The organism is Paenibacillus sp. 01T442 (genome assembly GCF_056398345.1).
On sequence record NZ_JBFTPF010000005.1, the window covers coordinates 184,834 to 204,283 of the forward strand.

At 44.7% G+C, this 19,450-nt stretch carries 18 protein-coding genes; 6 read left to right on the plus strand and 12 right to left on the minus strand.

The features are described 5' to 3' along the window. Positions 1-278 precede the first annotated feature (278 nt). Positions 279-755 carry a hypothetical protein gene (locus AC1DLM_RS07340; protein WP_441988291.1) on the plus strand — a complete coding sequence of 159 codons (477 nt, stop codon included), beginning with the start codon at positions 279-281 and terminating at the stop codon, positions 753-755. Between the two features lie 316 nt (positions 756-1,071). Here the strand turns inward: AC1DLM_RS07340 and AC1DLM_RS07345 are convergent, their stop codons facing one another. Both AC1DLM_RS07345 and AC1DLM_RS07350 read right to left on the minus strand, forming a co-directional pair. Next, on the minus strand, positions 1,072-1,755 hold the full coding sequence (locus AC1DLM_RS07345; protein WP_441988292.1) for a response regulator: 684 nt from the start codon (positions 1,753-1,755) through the stop codon (positions 1,072-1,074). Between the two features lie 92 nt (positions 1,756-1,847). Beyond that, complete coding sequence (locus AC1DLM_RS07350) at positions 1,848-3,050, minus strand: sensor histidine kinase (protein WP_477569563.1); 1,203 nt, start codon at positions 3,048-3,050, stop codon at positions 1,848-1,850. A 160-nt stretch (positions 3,051-3,210) separates the two neighbouring features. Between AC1DLM_RS07350 and AC1DLM_RS07355 the strand changes: the two genes are divergently transcribed. Both AC1DLM_RS07355 and AC1DLM_RS07360 read left to right on the plus strand, forming a co-directional pair. After that, positions 3,211-4,146, plus strand: a complete 936-nt coding sequence (locus AC1DLM_RS07355; protein ID WP_477569564.1) for an ABC transporter ATP-binding protein — start codon at positions 3,211-3,213, stop codon at positions 4,144-4,146. Next, positions 4,139-5,077, plus strand: a complete 939-nt coding sequence (locus AC1DLM_RS07360; RefSeq protein ID WP_477569565.1) for an ABC transporter permease — start codon at positions 4,139-4,141, stop codon at positions 5,075-5,077. Before AC1DLM_RS07355 ends, AC1DLM_RS07360 begins: the two co-directional genes overlap by 8 nt. A 49-nt stretch (positions 5,078-5,126) precedes the next feature. On the opposite strand, the gene AC1DLM_RS07365 is transcribed toward AC1DLM_RS07360, so the two are convergent. The 3 genes from AC1DLM_RS07365 to AC1DLM_RS07375 all read right to left on the minus strand — a co-directional run bounded on the left by AC1DLM_RS07365 (position 5,127) and on the right by AC1DLM_RS07375 (position 7,439). After that, positions 5,127-5,861 carry an HAD family hydrolase gene (locus AC1DLM_RS07365; protein ID WP_477569566.1) on the minus strand — a complete coding sequence of 245 codons (735 nt, stop codon included), beginning with the start codon at positions 5,859-5,861 and terminating at the stop codon, positions 5,127-5,129. Between the two features lie 83 nt (positions 5,862-5,944). Next, positions 5,945-6,397 carry a bactofilin family protein gene (locus AC1DLM_RS07370; RefSeq protein ID WP_441988297.1) on the minus strand — a complete coding sequence of 151 codons (453 nt, stop codon included), beginning with the start codon at positions 6,395-6,397 and terminating at the stop codon, positions 5,945-5,947. A gap of 1 nt (position 6,398) precedes the next feature. Beyond that, positions 6,399-7,439, minus strand: coding sequence for a M23 family metallopeptidase (locus AC1DLM_RS07375; protein WP_477569567.1), 1,041 nt, complete (start codon positions 7,437-7,439; stop codon positions 6,399-6,401). A gap of 199 nt (positions 7,440-7,638) precedes the next feature. Here AC1DLM_RS07375 and AC1DLM_RS07380 point away from each other — a divergent pair, with 199 nt between their 5' ends. After that, a complete protein-coding gene (locus tag AC1DLM_RS07380; RefSeq protein WP_056608471.1) occupies positions 7,639-8,730 on the plus strand; it encodes a ParM/StbA family protein in 1,092 nt (363 codons plus the stop codon). Positions 8,731-8,823: 93 nt separating this feature from the next. Here AC1DLM_RS07380 and AC1DLM_RS07385 read toward each other — a convergent pair whose 3' ends face one another. Genes AC1DLM_RS07385 through AC1DLM_RS07400 form a run of 4 tightly spaced genes read right to left on the minus strand, consistent with a single transcriptional unit; the run spans position 8,824 to position 13,260 of the window. Next, positions 8,824-10,203 (minus strand): GerAB/ArcD/ProY family transporter, encoded by a 1,380-nt coding sequence (locus AC1DLM_RS07385; RefSeq protein WP_477569568.1) that lies wholly within the window; start codon positions 10,201-10,203, stop codon positions 8,824-8,826. Between the two features lie 11 nt (positions 10,204-10,214). Continuing rightward, on the minus strand, positions 10,215-10,445 hold the full coding sequence (locus AC1DLM_RS07390; protein WP_477569569.1) for a hypothetical protein: 231 nt from the start codon (positions 10,443-10,445) through the stop codon (positions 10,215-10,217). A gap of 3 nt (positions 10,446-10,448) precedes the next feature. Then, entirely contained in the window at positions 10,449-11,621 is a 1,173-nt protein-coding gene (locus AC1DLM_RS07395; RefSeq protein WP_477569570.1) for a Ger(x)C family spore germination protein, read from the minus strand. Further along, positions 11,608-13,260: a spore germination protein gene (locus tag AC1DLM_RS07400; RefSeq protein ID WP_477569606.1), complete on the minus strand. Its 1,653-nt coding sequence runs from the start codon at positions 13,258-13,260 to the stop codon at positions 11,608-11,610. The genes AC1DLM_RS07395 and AC1DLM_RS07400 overlap by 14 nt, the downstream gene beginning before the upstream one ends. A gap of 220 nt (positions 13,261-13,480) precedes the next feature. Here AC1DLM_RS07400 and cls point away from each other — a divergent pair, with 220 nt between their 5' ends. Then, the gene (gene cls / locus AC1DLM_RS07405; protein WP_477569571.1) at positions 13,481-14,908 is read left to right on the plus strand and encodes a cardiolipin synthase; all 1,428 of its coding nucleotides are present in this window, start codon (positions 13,481-13,483) and stop codon (positions 14,906-14,908) included. A 25-nt stretch (positions 14,909-14,933) separates the two neighbouring features. On the opposite strand, the gene ligD is transcribed toward cls, so the two are convergent. Together ligD and AC1DLM_RS07415 are read right to left on the minus strand one after the other, a co-directional pair. After that, complete coding sequence (ligD, locus tag AC1DLM_RS07410; protein WP_477569572.1) at positions 14,934-15,824, minus strand: non-homologous end-joining DNA ligase; 891 nt, start codon at positions 15,822-15,824, stop codon at positions 14,934-14,936. 92 nt (positions 15,825-15,916) lie between these two features. Continuing rightward, positions 15,917-17,209 (minus strand): arsenic transporter, encoded by a 1,293-nt coding sequence (locus AC1DLM_RS07415; protein WP_441988304.1) that lies wholly within the window; start codon positions 17,207-17,209, stop codon positions 15,917-15,919. A 424-nt stretch (positions 17,210-17,633) separates the two neighbouring features. On the opposite strand from AC1DLM_RS07415, the gene AC1DLM_RS07420 reads away from it, so the two are divergent. Continuing rightward, a complete protein-coding gene (locus AC1DLM_RS07420) occupies positions 17,634-18,011 on the plus strand; it encodes a hypothetical protein (RefSeq protein ID WP_441988305.1) in 378 nt (125 codons plus the stop codon). 49 nt (positions 18,012-18,060) lie between these two features. Here the strand turns inward: AC1DLM_RS07420 and AC1DLM_RS07425 are convergent, their stop codons facing one another. After that, positions 18,061-19,341, minus strand: a complete 1,281-nt coding sequence (locus AC1DLM_RS07425) for an ArsB/NhaD family transporter (RefSeq protein WP_477569573.1) — start codon at positions 19,339-19,341, stop codon at positions 18,061-18,063. Between the last annotated feature and the right edge of the window lie 109 nt (positions 19,342-19,450).

The following is a 19,450-nucleotide window of genomic DNA, read 5'->3' on the forward strand; positions in this document are numbered from 1 at the left end:
AAGCAGTTTTTTGTTACCACATAAGAATTTATAAGTTTCCGATACTCGGAAGAACAAATTCTTATTGGCGATAAAAACAACATTTAAAACGCGGTCGCTCATCCTCGAAGGACTTCGATAGAAGTTTTTCTCATCTAGTGGATACTGCGAGATGCTGCACATCAATTGGTTCGCCTCATTAGACTAATAAACGTGAACATTTCCGTAAACTCATGTACAATAGAAGAAGGAGCAGTCCAAGCATAGGCTGCAAGTTGTACGGAAATGGAGGGAAGCGCATGAGGAAAGAAGATCTTCTTACAGCTGAGGAGCTACAAGCATTAATGGTCGGGAATCAGGAGTATTCTGATGAGGTTGGGAGCGATGAGCCAGTCAGGGCACAGGATCTGCATTCTTTGCAAAAGACCGTCATGCTACTTTCCAAGCAGGTAGAAGAGCTCCAAGCGCAACTTCATGAGCAGTTTGAACTCCAGAATAGACAGCAAGAGCAATTTCTGCGACTATGCAGGCACCAGCTTGAGAACAAACTGCATGAGCAATTGGTCAACACGATTGTTGTCCATCAGCATGCGGCGAATCAAGAAGATAAGATGGAGCTTCAACATACGCCAGTGATATCGGAGGAAGTCAGTCTCAGCGCTGGTCCAGTCCATGATTCGTCAACGGAAGATACGTCCCTACCTTTTTCAAGAGTAAAGAGCTATAGTAAGATTCGTAAAAGAAAAAAGGGTTTTCTCGAAAAGCTCTTCGAATAGTCGTATCAACAGCAAAGACCGCTTCTTCTTAGAGGAGAGCGGTCTTTTTTTGCACGCCAATATGGATACTCTTCCAATTTGCTTTAACTGGAAAAGGTACAGCTATTTAGGATGAATTTCCTCGGAAATTCGATTTAACTGTAGAACAGGTAGGTAAAACTGCCTGTTTTGTTTAAATTGGGAGAATTTGTTTAAATTAACTGTACATTATCCATCAATTCTACATTTGATCAGGGAATACCAAAATTTAACTACATAAAATCCATCTATTCACCTGAAGCACAGGTTAAGGCATTTCTCATGAAATTCCCCTCGATTAGAGAATCCCCTCATCATGCGCTTTTTTCGATGCTTGAACACGGTCTCGAACGTCCATTTTCGAGTAGATGTTGGAGATATAGTTTTTCACAGTCCCCTCGGACAAGAATAGCTTCTCGGCGATCTCACGATTATTGAGGCCGTCGGCGATGCTGTGAAGTACCTGCAGCTCACGTTCGCTGAGGCCATACGTCTCAATACGAACGCTGCTCTCTTCCTTATCTTCTGAGGAAGCCCCGCTTCCACCGTCACGTGCTTGCTGGACGAGCATTTTGGCAATATCATGCGGAATTAAGGTGCCGCCCTGATGGACCCATTTAATTCCTGCGGCAAGATCTTTGGGATGAATGGCTTTGAGCAAGTAGCCTTCAGCTCCTGCACTAAGTGCATCTACAACGTAGCCAATTTCCTGGAATGTGGTCAAAATAATGACACGAATATGCGGCCATGTAGCTTTAATCTGACGTGTAGCCTCAACTCCATCCATAACCGGCATATGAATATCCATTAGAACGACATCGGGTTGCATTTCTTCACTTAGTTTTACAGCGACATGCCCGTTTTCAGCTAAGCCGACAACCTCAATATCGGGGTCCATGCCCAGTACAATGTGTAAGCTTTCACGTATCAAATCCTGATCATCGACCAGGAGCAGTTTGAGCGGAGCTTGGTTTACAGTCATAGCAAATCCTCCTCGCAGCTATTAAAAGGGGTTATAGGGTTTACGGTTTCTATGGTTTCTATGGTTTATAAGGTTTAAAAAGGTTAAAACGATTAAAACGTTGGAAAACGTTTGACAGGAATAAAGCAATGGACAACGGTCCCTTGTTCAGGCAGGGAGCGTACTTGCAAAGTGCCTTGCAGCGCCGTTATCCGTTCTTGCATCGCGGCAATACCGAAGCCCATTTTCAATTGTTCGGAGCCAACACCATCATCTTCAATGCGTAGGGAGATTTGGTCATCGGCGTAGGTTAGCACAATTTCAATAGAAGCTGCTTTACCATGACGCTTGGCATTTGTCAGTGATTCCTGTAGACAGCGAATTAAAGAGAGCTTGGTTTGTTTGGGAATTTCGAACTCGTCACTAACCGTCGTGAAGTGAATCTGTGTGCCTGTGTGCAAAGCAAATTCATTGGCAAGTCGTGACAGTTGCTGAGATAGCAGCAGATCGCCCTCTTGGGGGACCATCTGATGAATGCTGCGGCGCACTTCTTCTAGACCACCTCTAGTTACATTGCGCAGGACGTCGAGCTTCTCCTTGGCTTTCTCGGGCGAAACCTCGATCAAATACGAGACGGCGTCCATGCCCATAATGACGGATGTGAACGTATGTCCTACGGTATCATGCAGCTCACGGGCCATCCGATTGCGCTCTTCAACTAAAGTAAGCTGCTCAATTTGATTCGCGTACTGCTCAAGGACGTTATTTTGCTCATGGATCAAATGGTATTGACGTTGGTTCTCACCTAGCAGCTTCTCGGTCTTCTCGTTAGAAGTAACGGCGCGTTGTAAGCTTAATCCAATGGCGAAGAAGAGAACAGCATTCAGGATAAAACTAAATAATTGTCCGACTCCCATGCCGCTATGTAGAAGGAAAAAGTAAGTCATCGGCATGCCTAACATGAAAATAGGAGCGGTCCACCAAGCATTTTTTCGGTCGGTGAGGAATCCAATGACCATAATTGGGCAATTAATGGTAAGTAAGGCGTCCTGCTTCATCCAAGCCAAATAAATTTGCAGGGGAATACCGGTTAGTAGAACAGCAATTGGATAGCATGTCGGATTGATATAGTGGGGTCGCCAGAATATAAAAGGAGCCCCATAAGAGAGTATTATGGCCAATATAGTCAACAGGATGTGGGAAAATGGTTGTTCATAGATGTGAAGGCAGCTATACAGTAAACCAAGCAGTGCAGCGCCGGTCAAGACGATAAACAGTGACCACTCCACACCGTGCCACGGTCTTCTTTGGATCATAGATGAGCTCCTTTTACTAACGGTTCGTATCTTACCATTGTACATAAAATTAGGGAAAAGCCATAGTGAGCACAGTCATATGACTGAAAAATCTCTAGGCATGACAGCCGAAGTAAGCTAGGATTGGATTATATTGGTTAAAAAAGAGAGGAGATGTCGAATGTCAGCTTCACAAGAGGTTGGTACGCCCATCGTACAGGTGGATCATATTTCCAAACGAATTGGTTCTAAGACCATCATTGATAAGCTCAGTTTCGATGTGCCGCGTGGCGAGGTGTTCGGATTTCTCGGGCCTAATGGCGCGGGTAAAACGACTACCATCCGGATGATGGTAGGACTGATGTCGATTTCGGAGGGGGATATCCGTGTTGGCGGGTACTCGATTCGCACACATTTTGAGCAAGCGATTCGTCATATTGGCGCGATTGTAGAAAATCCGGAAATGTATAAATTTTTAAGCGGCTATAAGAATTTGGTTCATTATGCCAGGATGATTCCAGGTATTGGCGAGGAGCGAATTGGGGAGGTGATCGATCTTGTCGGGATGACGAATCGCATTCATGACAAGGTGAAAACCTATTCGCTGGGCATGCGGCAACGATTAGGCATTGCGCAAGCGCTTCTGCATAAGCCGTCGGTTCTTATTTTGGACGAGCCGACTAACGGGTTGGACCCAGCTGGCATACGGGAGCTTCGAGATCATTTGCGTAAGCTTACCCGCGAGGAAGGAATTTCAGTTATTGTTTCTTCGCATCTGTTAGCGGAAATGGAACTGATGTGTGACCGTGTAGCCATTATTCAAAATGGGAAATTAGTTGATGTTAGACTTATCAAGGAATATGTTCAGGAGGACGGTAAACAGCGGGTCGTCTATGAGGTGGACGCGATTGAACAAGCCGTGAAGTTAGCTTCTGCTCAAGGGTATCCAGTAGAAGTTATGGATGCCGAGCTTGTTATGGATCTCGACAAACAAGAGATAGCTTTGTGGACTAAGCGGTTCGTAGAGGCGGGGATTTCCGTATATGGCATCCGCAAAACATCGAAGTCGCTGGAAGATCAATTTTTAGAAATGACGGGAAGTGATCCTATTGCTTAATCTCATCAAGAATGAGCATATGAAGATTTATAGTCGACTTCGAACATGGATTCTAGTGGTTTTGCTAATTGTCATCGTCGTGCTCACTGGTGTGTTATCGCATTCCGATACGAACAAAAATGATGACAGCTGGAAATTAAGGGCTTCCGAAACAATTGAACACAATAAGACAGAGCTTGCCAATCCAGATATTCCAGAGAATTTCAAGAAGCAGATGCGAGAACAAAGTGCGCTTCAGCAATACATGCTGGATCACAACTACCCACCGATTGATAACACGATTTGGGAAGGAATGCTCACTGCTTCTGGCTTGATTATTGTGGTTACGCTTTTCACAGTCATTATTGCTGGAGATATGGTAGCTGGGGAGTTTACTTGGGGAACCATCAAGCTGCTGCTCATTCGTCCGGCTAGCCGATCGAAGATCTTATTGTCGAAGTATCTGACAACACTTATTTTTGCAGCTACGTTACTGGTCGTTTTGTTCATTACTGCTTTGATTGTCAACGGCTTCTACTATGGGTTTGGGCGGCTGAGTCTCCCTCATTTAATTGTGAATGCCGCAGGGCAGGTACAGGAGAAAAACATGTTATTCTATGTGTTTGCGACCTATGGACTTAAATTAATTGAGCTCGTGATGATCGTTACACTGGCCTTTATGATTTCCACTGTGTTTCGCAGTGCTTCACTTGCGATCGGCCTTAGCATTTTCATTATGTTCGCTGGCCAAGTGATTACCTTATTGTTCTTGCGGTATACGTGGGGCAAATACTTCCTATTCGCGAATACGGATCTCACTCCGTATCTAGAGGGACGGCCACTAGCAGAGGGAATGACGTTAGGATTCTCCATCACCATGCTTGTGTGCTACTTTTTGTTATTCAACGTACTTTCCTGGGAAATATTTCGCAGACGTGACGTCGCGGCTTAATGAAAAAGAACGATCCTTCCGGTTCAGCTTTCACCGGGGGATCGTTCTTTCATTTCTTAATATACGATTGGATGGCCTCAGGCACTTCCAGTAGCGAGGGCAATTGGTAAAACGCGCCCTGCGGCGTGACGTCGATCGTCCCATTATTAAATACCCAATCATCAGCAACGGGGATATGAATCGCATGGATACCCGCATGGAGCGCTGGCAGCACATCTGTTGTGATGGAATTGCCGATCATCCACGTGTGCTGTCGGTCGAATTGCTTTTCCTGCATCAATGTATTCATAAACTCACGTGTCTTATGGACGGTTACGAAGATACGATCCTGAAAAAATTGGTCAAGACCGACATCCTTGATTTTCTTCATTTGAATGGAAACATCTCCGCCTGTATACAGAAACAAGTTGTGTCCAGCTTGTTGTAGGTTGTGAAGGGTTTCATTCATCAGTGGGTATGGCTCCACGGTGTAACTGTAGACCGTGTGACCTAGCTGCATGAGCCAGTCCACCTCTTTGGGACTTACAGGACGGTTGTAGTGCTGCGCGAACCATTGATACGTCTCAACGAACGATTGCGGAAACCGTTCCGGCATAAAGCCGTGAATTTGGATACCAGCAAGGTCGATTTGCAACTGTTTTTGCCTAATGTCCTGCTTAGTTAGACCATGTCCTGAATACCAAGTAAGCATCAAATCTACGAATTGGTCAATGACAAAGTCAAAGTATTTATTGCAATGAACCAACGTGTCATCTAGGTCAAATAGGATGGCTTGTTCTCTCATAGTTTCCGTGTCTCCTACATCAGTTAGAAATGAATTTCCAACTAGTATATCATGTGGAAAGCTTCTATCCTAGCAGTAAGGAATTACATGGCCACGGTGTTGCCTCTATACAAATTGTCAGGAGCAGCAACAGGTCGATTCCCAGTTTCAGACTCATTGTTTGGCACAGGAACAGGCACGTCCGATTTCGTTTCCATTTTACTGCTGCCTTGGAAGACGCCACCTTCCTCAATAATGAAAGAAGCTGCGCTAATATTGCCATGAAGGGAGCCTGTAGAGGTAATGGTCAGCTTGCCTTTGGTTGTAATATTCCCTTGAACGCTGCCAGCCAGAACCACATCTCGCGCAGAGATATTGGATTTCACGACGCCGTGCTCGCCAATAATGACATCGCCTGCGCAGTCGATATCACCCGTAATTCCGCCTTCAATACGAATGCTTGCCTCTGATTTAATACGGCCTTCAAAGCTTGTTCCCTCACCTATCAGAGTATCGGTTGTATTTGGATTCATGAGGTTTTTTGTTTTTTTGAACATGTTAGTTATCATCCTTTCGAATCGATTTAAGGTAAGGCTTGGGATCGACGCTTTCGCCGTTTTTGAGTACTTCATAGTGGAGATGCGCTCCTGTGCTTCGGCCCGTAGATCCGACTAATCCGATCGTACCGCCTTTTTCTACAGAGTCACCTTTGTTAACTAGAATTTTATTTAAATGCATGTACCAGGTGCGTAAGCCCTTGGAATGCTCAATCACAATGTTGTTGCCATGGTAAATGTCCTTACCTGTACTGACGACTTTACCAGCAGCCGTTGCATAGACGGGATCATTCTCATGAGCACCGAAATCAATGCCGGAATGATAGCTAGGTATTTTGGTAAATGGATCGGATCGATAGCCAAAAGGAGAAGTAACAACCTTCGTGCTCGTTGGCCATAACGTCGGTGTGATGCGAAGTTGCTCCTGCTTGTCGGCCACTTTCTGTTTCGTTTGTACTAAATTCGTTTGCAACTCTTGTACTTCGCCATTCAGCGCAGTGAAGGAGGCAAGTGTATCTTGACCTAGCTTAAGAATGATATCTTGTGAGACAGGATTGGGGCTGCCACCTACACCTGTTGAAGGGGGAGACTCGCCGATTGTCGGCTGATTGGCATCTTTCTTCGCCTTGCCTTCAGATGAATTGCTTGCAACGGCGACGTTACTTGGTTCGTGATCAATGCCAGCAATGGTTTTGAGATCACTCTCTAACTTTTTTACTTCCTCCACTTGGGTTTTCATCTGTTCAGCTTGCTGGGACAGTTGAATGACTTCGTTTTGCAATTGTTCGATGGCCTCATTCTTAGAAGTTAGGGTTGCGCTCCATTGCTGGTGGGCACCGCTTAGCTTCGATTGCAGGTCACTTGCCTGTTTCACGGTATGTGCATGCATAAAGTAAATCGTTATGGAAATCAGCATTAGCAAGGTAAAGCATGCTGCAGCGATATAGGCAGATAAATGGGAAATGCGAAATCTGACAACCGATTGCGTAGCATCTGGAATGATAACCAGCGTCAGTTTTTTGGGTTTCCACTTAAGCTTCATAAGGACTAAGTTGTCTCCTGTCATGGTTGAATTTGGTAAAGTGAAGTTCTGTACATCATTCGTCATATTTTGCTAAAAACCTGCCTTCCTACCTACTAGTCCTAGGAAAATGAGTCTAAAGTAGGAAGGAATCCTGTCGTATATGATCGAATTTACTAATACAATTACAGAAAGCTGTAGATTTGGAGTGGAGGCACACATGATTAAGCTTGCAGGTATTGACATAGGGAACGATAGTATTAAGCTGGTGCTAGATGGGTCTAGAGAACCACTAGTAATTCCAAATATCATAGCGCCGGGCTACGAAAGACACATTTTGCAAGAAGAAGATTCACCTTGGAAAGCATTGGATGTCGTTATTTATAGTCCAAGCCTTTCACAGCGGAATCAACGTTATTTCGTAGGGCAACTGGCCTTAGAGCACGAGGATAACCTAGAGCTAGAAGACACGGATAATAAAGCGCTATCGGATCAATCCCTCATTGTAGCACTGACTGCACTTGCTTATCAGGGTCTCACGAATCAAGCAGCGGGCCCTGGTTACGGCAATGTTGACGAAGTAGAATACACATTGGGTACGGGTTTGCCTGTTCGTTCTTTCCCTAAATATAGTCAGACATTTGAACATCGACTTCTAGGTGAGCATGAAGTGACATTCCTTTCCACACCACAGTTCCATAATCGTAAAATTAAAGTTTCGATCCGCAAAGTAGCTGTCTCTATTGAAGGTGCTGCGGCCATGTTCCATATGGCAACACACGATAGCTTGCAGGTCAAGGACGAAGAAATATACAACGGCTGTATAGGCGTTTGCGAGATCGGTGCCTTGACGACAGATTTCCCTGTCATCAAACGCATGGCGATTGATAACCATTTTAGCCATGGCGAGCAGATCGGGATTGCTACGTATTTGGATGCAATTATTCGTGACGTTGAAGATGCCTATGGCCACTTGTTCCCAAGCCGAGCGAAGCTGGCGCAGCGCGTGAAGAATCGTCAATTTACGATTCAGCTTCCCGGCGAAGGCCAAGTAGATATTCGGCCAATCGTAGATCTGCATTTCCGACGTGCTGCGGTACGCATGGTCGAAATGATTAAGAAGCGCTGGCGCAAATGCCCAGATATTCAATGCTTCTACGTGATTGGCGGCGGTGCGACTGCACTGAAGCCGTATATCCAAGACGCGGCAGGAGCAATGAAATTGCGTTTCACCAATGATAGTGAATACTTAAATGTGCATGGCTACTTAAAGGTCGCGAAAAGCCGTTTGAATCAATCAGTTCCTGTTTAACTTATTATTTTTACGAGGCACTCGCTTAGGCGGGTGCTTTTTTAATTGACGATAAGCATTCCTCCATAAATCAATTCACGGCTGCAACTTCACTTAGTTACTGCTTTCAGCTTGTTTCAGCTTGGTAAGCTCCATATAGGTGGTCAAGGTCGTCAACAATAGAGAACTGCCAAAGCCTATTGCACAAATCTCACCAATCATCGTAGATCTTTCGCCGAACATCAGGCCAATTAGAACAAATGCTACGCAAAGGACCAAAACTAGATTTCCTCCCCATAACCATTGTGTATAGGACATTCGTTGGCTAAGTTTGCCTGAATTTTGTTCGGGATCCTCCTTTACATGCGTTCCTCCAGTGGGAGTGGGAAAAGCATCCGGATACTTCCTTTTTTTTCTATGCCCCGCGATAAGGAGGACGACCATGACGATAGGTTGGTAAGCCAAGACAATGACGGGTGAGCTGAAATTGGAGAAACTGAGCAACTCGGTGGTGCTTTTAAAGGAAAGACAAGTACACAATCCTATTAACAGGGCGATAGGTTTGTTAATCATCGGGTAATTTCGATCATTGAAAATGGAGCTAATGCCGAGCAGAAGCGCTAAATAAATGGCGATCATTTTACACGCAACGGTTGGATACCAGATCATGAGCATGATGAGATCAAGGCGATCTAGAAAATCAGTGATATGAATCGTTTGAACTAGATTAAAGCTAGGATAGGAGAAGTTTGCAGGCATCTTAGGACCGAGTACGGCAATGATGGCAAATAAAATGAGTGTGAGTAGAAAAAAACCTAGCAGGGAGCCATGGCGAATAGCCGAACGAACATGATTTGCATTGGACAGCATATGTAGGAATGCGCCCAGAATGAAAACATCACCCGCGCTCCCGAGTGTTAGAACGGAACTAGCTGTCCAGTGCTGAAGCGGCATTGTCAGTACAGGCGTTGTTAGCCTCAAAAAAAATTCGTTCGATAAGAGCAGCGGCATAATGGTAATTGTCACGACGAAGAGTGGGTAGAACAGGTCATTGACGCGTGCGATAACCTCTACACTCGTTTTACCGAAATACAAAAGCAGCAAACAGTTTAGTAAGATTATAATTTCAAGTGGCGTTGTATTCAGTAAAAGGGTAGAACTAAATCTGGATACAGAGGAAATATCACGAACGACAATTTGCCAGAAATGAAACAAAATGAGTAGATTCATAACTGTGCCCAGCCAAGGACCTAATATTTCTTTGGAAATTTCAAAAATGTTCTTATAGGGATAGAGCTTAACCAAATAGCTAAAGAAGCCAGCGATTAGAAAGACATAGAGAATAGAAAGTAAATAGCTAAACCAAGCATCCATTTGATTGATGCGTATCAATTCGTTTTGCAACGTGAGAACGCCTCCGCTGGTGACAATGGAAGAAGCTAGCCAAGAGAGCTGCCGTTGGTTAATGACCCGCTTACTATCGATGAGGAACACCACCTTTCATCTTAAATGYCAAGAACTCGTATGAACCAAGGAGAAACCACTTGCACGAAAAAATAGGAGGGCATTGGAATACTCACATGGAGATATTTCATGATGAGAAAAAGTAGGATTAAACCAATGGAAAGACCATAGGTTATTTGATTCCCAGTTCCCGTCGTCCGCAGCATCTTGCGATCGATCATGAAAGATCCGACCAAAATGATAAGAAAGCTGATAACAAAGATCCCATCCATCGTCTAAATCCCTCCCTTAGTCACATTGCGGCTAATCACACCTGTATCGGGAATGGAGGCTTTCACAACAATATTAAACTCAGCATCTTTAAAATAACGCTCCCAATCCTTCCCGAATTGCTCGTTCCACTTCTGAGGATGTGTTCGCCAAATAATGAGACCAAGTTGAGCCGAATCCGTGCCTTCCTTTTGCATCTGTTTAATCGTTGCGAGTACTGATAATTTGATTTGCTCTGCGAACTTTGTTTCTACGTTATGGAGGGTATTGGAATTATACAAATCCTCATCAGTGAGGTCTTCCCTCACAGCACCACGAGCTTCTACGATGATGTCAAACATGACTTTGTCTTCCAGAAGCTTAGGTGAGATCTCTGTCTTGCCGCCAACAATGGAGATGGAAATATTTTTGCCTTCCTCCAAGGGGAAGGTGAGCTGTTGCTCTTTTGCTTGATTTCGAAGCCACAAAAGCCCCGATGCTTCTTTCTTCTTATAAATGCCAACCATCTTATCCCCTTTGAACTGCCCATAACCAACGAATTGGATTTCATGGGATGGCTCTTTAGAGACTTGTCCATCTCGAGGTTCCATATAACTCATGATTGGATCACTGTTAAAGCTTAAGGACATCCCAACATCCTTCATTGTTGTAGGCATAGAACTGCGAGACTTCGCTAATTCACGAAGGACTTCAGCGGGAAAGCGCTCGAATTTCGGCTCTGTATTAAGGAGGTCATAGCCCTTGCCTTTGGTTACGATCAGGTAGCTTGTCATCCGATTCTCTGGTGAACGCGGAAGAACATCGAACAAGGAATTGATGCCTGCTTCCGCTAGCTTTTCACCAATGACGATCGTTCTGCGGTGTGAGAGAAAGATGCGTCTTGCCATACGTTTTTGAAGCTTGCTGACTGCATCGCGGAAGGTGAGCCCGACCTCGGAATCAATGTAATAGCTTTTCCCCCCAGCGGTGCCGCCACCTCCACCGCTAGCTCCACCCATGGAACCGKGGAGAGGGAACATATAAGTAACACGATATCTGCCGTCATCCTCTAAATCAGCCGATGAAGTAAGGACAAACGCGAGGTCATTGGTCTCTGTACGATCCCAACAACCAGTAAGAAGAGTCGTGGATAGTAGTAAAGTTGCCACTAGCCTAACACGCTGTTTAGGATGAATCATTGGACTGTTCCTCCTTATTGGCTTTGTGTACGTGGTCGATACTGCTGCCGTCTAAACCTCCAGMTTTCTTGATTTGCTTCGCAAGAGTATCATCTTGACTGGTGTTATCTTGAATAGCCATAAACTCCGGACGCTTTCTCAATTGCCACCATGGTGCACGGATCAGGACATCCTTCATATCTGTAGCAGATAAAGGGCCAACAGGAGACAGATAAGGTACTCCGAATGAACGGAGATTCGCCATGTGCCCAATCAGAATCATCAATGAGAAAAAAATACCAAAGAATCCAAATACGGCTGCAGCAATGAGAATAGGGAAGCGCAGCATCCGAATAGCAATCGCACCGTTAAATCGTGGAATGGTAAAGGAAGCTATACCTGTAATCGAGACAACAATAACCATGGGTGCTGAAACGATTCCAGCTTGTACAGCAGCTTGGCCGACTACAAGAGCACCTAAAATCGATACGGCGGAGCCAACAGCCTTAGGGAGTCGGATACCAGCTTCGCGCAAGGCTTCAAAGGTGATTTCCATGATGAAGGCTTCAACGACCGCCGGGAATGGGATAGCCTCTCGCGATGCAGCGACACTAAGCATTAACGTTGTTGGTAGTAGTGCTTGATGGTACGTCGTTATCGCGACATAGAGTGCAGGCGTTGTTAACGACAGAAACATGAAGGCATAACGAAGCATGCGTAAGAGTGAGCTGATCTGAAATCGCTCATAGTAGTCTTCGCTCGTTTGCATAATCTGAATGAATACAAAGGGCACGATGAGAGCGAAGGGCGTGCCGTCTGTAAGAATCGCAACTCTTCCTTGGAGCAAGGCGGAGGCGACTACGTCAGGACGTTCTGTATATTGCATTTGCGGGAATGGCGAATAGGCATCGTCCTGGATAAGTTCTTCAATCATGCCTGATTCCAAAATGGCATCAATTTTGATTTGTTCAAGTCGTTTGACGACCTCTTCGACTAACGAAGGCATTGCTAAGTTATCCAAATAGCAGATAACCAGGTTGGTATTGCTCTCTTTGCCTACACACATGGATTTCATCTTGAGTCGAGGTGTCTTGAGCTTACGCCGAATCATAGAAGTGTTCGTACGAATACTCTCTACGAAGCCTTCCTTTGGGCCGCGAACGACCGTTTCTGTCTCTGGTTCACCAACAGTTCGCTTCTCTGTCCCACGGATGCCGAGCAGAATGGCTTTCGCGTTCCCCTCAACGAGCAGTGCAGCATCACCGCCGAGAACGGAAGTCAGCAAGTCACCATAATTGTCGGAAATCTGCGTTTGTGACACTGGCAGAATGACATTAGCAATTCGCTCGATTGAGGTTTCCCCGCCTCCGATCAGCATGAGTGACTTCATCGTATCGTTCAGAAGTTGTGTATTGGTTAGACCATCTACGAAAAGCAGCAGTGCTGGGATATGGGGGTCAATTTCGAATTCTCTAACAACGACATCAGAGCATTCCTGAAACATTTCTTTAATAAAATTATGATTCTCATCGAGTAGCAGCGAGAGTTTAGTCTGTTTAAGATCMTCAATAAACGGAATATCGAGAGCTTGATCTAAATTAGAAGGAGGATCCCCTTCGCTGGTTGGTATCGCTTTGCGACTTTGCAGGATGCTTTTCATCAAATATTTAGGTGTTTTGGCCAAGCGAGAGGCACCTCCTGCCATGATCAAGTTCAAGAAATAAGAATGCGTAGATTATGTTCTGCGAAAGGGCAGGATTTTATTACGAAAGTTGGAAAAATTTATTTATACAGGTTTAGTTAGAAGAAAAAGGTATAACTCCGAAGGGCATGGCAAAAGCTATCTCAGCATGCAGATGTAGGGATAGGAGCTGGTGTTGTTGGTATGGATCATTTTATTACTGTTGTTATTTATCTTTCAGGCAGCTACAATTTTAATTTGTGAATATAAAAGGCCAGCCAAGTCAATAGCATGGCTTAGTATTCTGTTTATTTTCCCAATTATTGGGTTCTTTATGTATTATTTCATCGCAAGGGAATATGCGCGGCGGAAGAAAGTTCATGATCATAGCAGCGAGAATCTCTTGATACAAGAGCTCCAGCACGTTCCGTACAATGTCAGCATAGATGCCAAAAAAGGCGAAGACAGCTTCTTACCGAGGGAACAGCGTCTGCGAGATTGGCTGCGTCATGTGCCTCATGCACCAATAAGAGGAATGAATCGGGTTGACGTACTGACGAATGCCGACGTGACTTACGAAGCGATGCTTGAAGAGATAGGGAAGGCCCAGGATCATATTCACTTCGAATTTTATACGATTCGTGATGATGCGATTGGGATGAGATTTCAAGAAGCATTAATAACGAAAGCGAAGGCAGGGGTAGCTGTAAGGGTCATTTACGATGGTGTTGGGAGTCAAGCGCTTTCTAAGGCTTACATTTCTTCATTGAAGCGTGCGGGGATTGCTGTGGAACCTTTCCTAAAGCCATTGATAGCATTTTTTGATAAACGGTTGAATTATCGGAACCATCGCAAAATTGTGGTTGTCGATGGCTTGGTTGGTTTCGTTGGAGGAATTAATATTGGGAATGAGTACGTTGGCGGGGACCCTAAACTTGGTTTCTGGCGAGATACGCACCTCATGCTGCATGGGGACTCGGTATATGATTTACAGCGCACCTTTCTGACGGACTGGTATTTCGTTAGTGGGGAAAGCTTGGGGGAAAAGCGTTATTATCCAGTTCACTCTGTACAGGAGCCTTCGATCGTTCAAGTCATTTCTAGTGGTCCTGACGCCAGATGGGATGCCATTCAAGAAATGTATTTTGCGGGATTGATTGCAGCGAAGAACCGAATTTGGATTACAACGCCTTATTTCATTCCCGATCCGAGCATCATAATGGCCCTTAAATCTGCCGCAATCAGTGGTGTTGATGTATGTATCATTCTTCCATTTGAGGCGGATTCCGCAATTGTCCAATATGCGTCAAAGTCCTATTTACAGGAATTATTACAGGTAGGCGTTCGATTCTATTTGTATCGGAAAGGGTTTATTCATGCCAAAGTGATTATCGTGGACGACATCATGGCAACGGTAGGTACGGCGAACGTGGATATGCGCAGCTTTTTCAGTAACTTCGAATTGAATGCCGTGATGTTTGATGTGAAGGTAATTTCCCGTTTGGAGAGAGATTTCGTGATGGATTTGGAGTCATCTACGGAAGTTATACGATCTGAATTTGAGATGAGGTCGCCTGGTGAAAAAAGAAAAGAGAGAATTGCGCGATTGTTATCCCCTTTATTTTGATGAAAAAGAGTAGTTCTAATTAGAACTACTCTTTTAATTTAGCTAGTATAGCGTTCAAATTTTGAGGTGGAACACGGTCAATCAGGTCCCCGTAGGTTCGTAGTCGATTCATGATGGTTAGTTGATTGAACTCGCTAATGCTTGGACGAAGTTCTACTTCTTTCCAAAGCAAAGGAGTTGAAATTGTTGCATCCTTTCTGGCCCGCGGCGTATAAGGAGCAGATAGTGTTTTTCCATACCAATGCTGGAGGTAATCGATATAGATCTTATCACCGCGATTTTTCTTGAAGCGCTCAATGGTAAACAGCTTCGGGTACATGTTAACCGTGTAGGTTGCGATGAAATGTCCAACTCTTCGGAGCTCTTCGAACGTATAGCCAGGTTGAATTGGAATGTAAATTTGTACGCCTGTTGCTCCAGAGGTCTTGGGAACCGACTGAATTCGCAGCGAATCAAGCACTTCGCCGATGATAAGAGCAGCCTCCATGATGCGAGGTTCTTCCTCCAAGGTTGGGTCGATATCAATGAGCCATTCTGCAGGATTCGTCTTCCCGATGTAATGGAAGGAAGGATGAAATTCCAAGCAAGTCAGATTCCCGAGCCAAATGAGCGTAGATAACGAGTCCAAATTCACATAGTTGATGCCATCTAGCGGTGCTAGCTTAACGAAGCTAGGCACTGGATCGGGGGCATTTTTCTGATAAAAGGACTTATCATCATACCCATGTGGAAATCGAATCGTCGTTAGATGGCGATTACGGCAGTAACGTAGGAGGTAGGGCGAGAGTTCACTTAATGTCGTCAGGTAATCCGCCTTCGTGATGCCTAAATCAGGCCATAGCGGCTTATTCGGATTCGTAATTGTCAACTCGTTGCCCTCCACGAGAAGCTTAGCTTTCTCTGCTTTTAACGCCATAGGCTTGAAACCGCCCCTTCTGAGCTTTTATTCACAATTATTTCCTAGGAGGGTGGTTCTCAAACGGAGTCACACAAAAGCCGGACAGCAAATTAGGATATAACCTGCAACCACAGGTACAAACCGATTAACGTGATGAGTAAGGTGGGGATCGTCAGGATTACGCCAGCTTTCATATAACCGCCCCACGTAATTTTCACTCCTTTTTTGGCAAGCACATGGAGCCAGATCAGAGTGGCTAGGGAGCCGATAGGTGTCATTTTGGGCCCCAGATCGGTCCCGATGACATTGGCATAAATCAGGGCTTCTCGGAGGATGCCCTCAGTTTGTGTACCTTGAATGGCTAAAGCATCGATCAGCACAGTCGGCAAATTGTTCATGATCGAAGAAAGGATCGCTGCAAGGAATCCCATGCCTATCGTGGCTGCGAACAGACCCTCACCAGAAATGATGTCGATCAGCTCCCCGAGCGCATCCGTAAGTCCGACATTTTTAAGTCCATAGACGACCACATACATCCCGATGGAGAAGATGACAACTGCCCATGGAGCTTCTCTCAAAATCTTTCTCGTATTCACCGCTTCGCTCGTTCTGGCAATGAGGAGGAAGGCAAGAGCGGCAGTCCCAACGAGTATGGAAACAGGCACTTGGATAAATCCACTACAGATATAAGTTACTAATAGGATGCCAAGAATCCACCAAGATAATCGGAACAGATTCATATCCTTAATCGCTTCCGAGGGGCGTCTCAGCTCCGTGATATCATAACTTTCAGGGATTTGTTTGCGATAAAACAGATAGAGAACCAGCAAGCTTGCGCCTAACGAGAACAGACTCGTTACGAACATTCGACTGGCATAAGTGACAAAATCGATCCCGAAAAAATCCGCAGAAAGAATATTTACTAAATTGCTAATGACAAACGGAAGTGACGTGGTGTCCGCGATAAAGCCGCTTGCCATAATATAAGGGAGAATAGCGGCATCCGGCAATTTCATAGCTCTAACCATAGCCAATACGATGGGCGTAAGGATCAGGGCCGCACCATCGTTTGCAAAAAAGGCGGAAACTGCCGCCCCGAGCAGGATCACGTAGACGAACATGCGCTTTCCATTCCCATTGGCTAAGCGCGCCATGTGGAGCGCGGACCATTCAAAGAAGCCGATCCCATCTAAGATAATGGAGATCACAATAATGCCGACAAAAGCGAGTGTCGCGTTCCACACGATGCCTGTAACTGTGGCGACATCTTGCAATGAAACGACTTGGAAAGCGAGGGCAAGCAAAGCTCCTGCTGATGCCGACCAACCAATGCTTAAGCCTTTCGGCTGCCAAATGACGAAGGTAATTGTAAGTAAAAAGATGATAATAGCTAAATAAATCATGAGAGCCTCCAGATCGACTGTTAAATAAACGACGATGTTAATATCTCAAATTTCTGGATGTCTGTATAGATGAAAATTAGATATTGAATAAAATCTCTTAAATGGATCAAAAATGTAAATAAGGGGTGATTGCTTGTTTACTTGGAAACTACTATTATTCGTGTCGCTTTCAGTGTCTACTTCAGTACCAAATACAGAAAACATGGAGATATCCAAACGGTCTGCGAGAATCCTGGAAAGCATTCGAACCGAGAGTGACAATACACTGCAAATGAAGTGGAATACAGTCACTCAAACACCATTGTTACTTGTGGGTCATTTAACCAAGCCTTCCGCACATTCACCTAGTTGGATTACCTTTAGGTATTTGGAAAGAATTAAATCCCTTTATGGCCTCAAGCATGTTGAACGAGATTTGAACATAGTGGCAATAGATCAGGGTACTGCTTCTACAAAGGTTACCTTGCAGAGAAAGCTATTTAAGCATACCGTATGCGGAGATCAATTGGTCGTCGAACTAGATCAAACAGGAGTTGTGCAACGTATCAGCGGCACTGTTCATCCTGGGTTAGAAGAGAAACGCCTTGGCAGACCCATGTACCCGGCGGTATCTGTCGAGGATGCGAAAAGGACCGCTGTCGCTTACGATACATCGCTTATGCCTTTTAAACCTATTAGTGAAGTTTCCTGCTATCTGCCATCTAGGAATGGAATTCCTCTTGTTCATAAGCTTACCTATGAGAAGGATGGCCAGCTAATTACCATCATGATTCACTCCATGACTGGGCGAATTATCCAATAGAATGAAGTCGAGGAACCGAGGAACTCCCTATTGAGGGGGTTCTTCTTCCTTACATAAAATATCTAACATACATATAAATATTGGCTAACCCAACTGAGACTAGCATAAGTGGGAAACCATATTTCATAAAAGCAATAAATTTGATGGGGTGTCCTTCTTTTGCAGCCAAGCCAGCGACGATCAAGTTAGCACTTGCTCCGATAAGTGTTCCATTACCTCCAAGACAAGCGCCTAATGCCAAACTCCACCAAAGCGGTTCTAAATTTTCCACGCCCATCGTACCCATTTCCTGAATCATAGGAATCATAGTTGCCACAAAAGGGATGTTGTCTAGAAATGCTGAGGCGATTGCACTGAGCCATAAGATTAACATAGACGTTGCAATAGGATTACCTCCCGTCAATTCTACGGCCCCAGCAGCTAATTTAGAAATTACGCCTGTTTCTACCAAACCAGATACCAAGACGAAAAGTCCAACAAAGAAAAAAATCGTTGACCATTCAACTTTGTTGAAAGCTTCTTCCATCGAATGTTCCCCAGTCAGTAGCAGTAACAGAAATGCCCCTGCTAAGGCTACTGTTGCGGATTCAAGGTGCAGCAGCTGGTGAAGAAAAAAACCGATGATCGTAATTCCTAGAATGGAAAGACTTTTGGTTAGCAGTTTACGGTCTGTAATTACTTCTTTTTCGTCAATTTGCATGATACTCATCTTTAGCTCAGGAGTAGTTTGTATGTGCTTGCGGAAAATGATAACGAAGATCGGAATTGTGACCGCCATGATGATGACAACAACAGGTGCAAGATTATTTATAAAGGCCATGAAAGTTAACTCTTTAACAGCACTTCCAATCATGATGTTGGGTGGGTCCCCGATTAACGTTGCCGTACCGCCGATATTAGATGCCAGAATTTGCGTAATGAGGTACGGCACGGGATTAACACGCAGCTGGCGTGTGATACTGAAGGTGACCGGTACCATGAGCAATACGGTTGTCACATTATCAAGAAATGCAGAGCCAATAGCTGTAATAAGTACGAGTGATACCAGAATTCTGACAGGATCACCCTTTGCTTTCTTTGCTGCTACTAATGCGATATACGTAAATAATCCTGTTTCTGCCGTAATACTTACCATAATCATCATGCCAATTAAGAGTCCGAGTGTATTGAAATCAATATGATGCAAAGCGGAACCTTGATCAACAACACCAAGAACGACCATAAGGACACCACCAATCATAGCCACGATGGTGCGATGTATTTTTTCGGTGATGATCATGCCATACGTAAGTAAAAAAATGCCAATTGCCAAGATTGCTTGCTGTTCCATAGTTTAGAGCCTCCTGAATATCGAATGTGTGTTTGTTTTTGGGCATGAAAAAAGAGCCCTACCAAGGACTCCTTATGTCGAAAAAGAACATAAGGAGCCCTTGGTGACA

Coding starts and splice junctions, on each gene's coding strand:
- AC1DLM_RS07340 (WP_441988291.1), top strand. CDS start 279: ATGAGGAAAGAAGATCTTCTTACAGCTGAGGAGCTACAAGCATTAATG.
- AC1DLM_RS07345 (WP_441988292.1), bottom strand. CDS start 1,755: ATGACTGTAAACCAAGCTCCGCTCAAACTGCTCCTGGTCGATGATCAG.
- AC1DLM_RS07350 (WP_477569563.1), bottom strand. CDS start 3,050: ATGATCCAAAGAAGACCGTGGCACGGTGTGGAGTGGTCACTGTTTATC.
- AC1DLM_RS07355 (WP_477569564.1), top strand. CDS start 3,211: ATGTCAGCTTCACAAGAGGTTGGTACGCCCATCGTACAGGTGGATCAT.
- AC1DLM_RS07365 (WP_477569566.1), bottom strand. CDS start 5,861: ATGAGAGAACAAGCCATCCTATTTGACCTAGATGACACGTTGGTTCAT.
- AC1DLM_RS07370 (WP_441988297.1), bottom strand. CDS start 6,397: ATGTTCAAAAAAACAAAAAACCTCATGAATCCAAATACAACCGATACT.
- AC1DLM_RS07375 (WP_477569567.1), bottom strand. CDS start 7,439: ATGAAGCTTAAGTGGAAACCCAAAAAACTGACGCTGGTTATCATTCCA.
- AC1DLM_RS07380 (WP_056608471.1), top strand. CDS start 7,639: ATGATTAAGCTTGCAGGTATTGACATAGGGAACGATAGTATTAAGCTG.
- ligD (WP_477569572.1), bottom strand. CDS start 15,824: ATGGCGTTAAAAGCAGAGAAAGCTAAGCTTCTCGTGGAGGGCAACGAG.
- AC1DLM_RS07415 (WP_441988304.1), bottom strand. CDS start 17,209: ATGATTTATTTAGCTATTATCATCTTTTTACTTACAATTACCTTCGTC.
- AC1DLM_RS07425 (WP_477569573.1), bottom strand. CDS start 19,341: ATGGAACAGCAAGCAATCTTGGCAATTGGCATTTTTTTACTTACGTAT.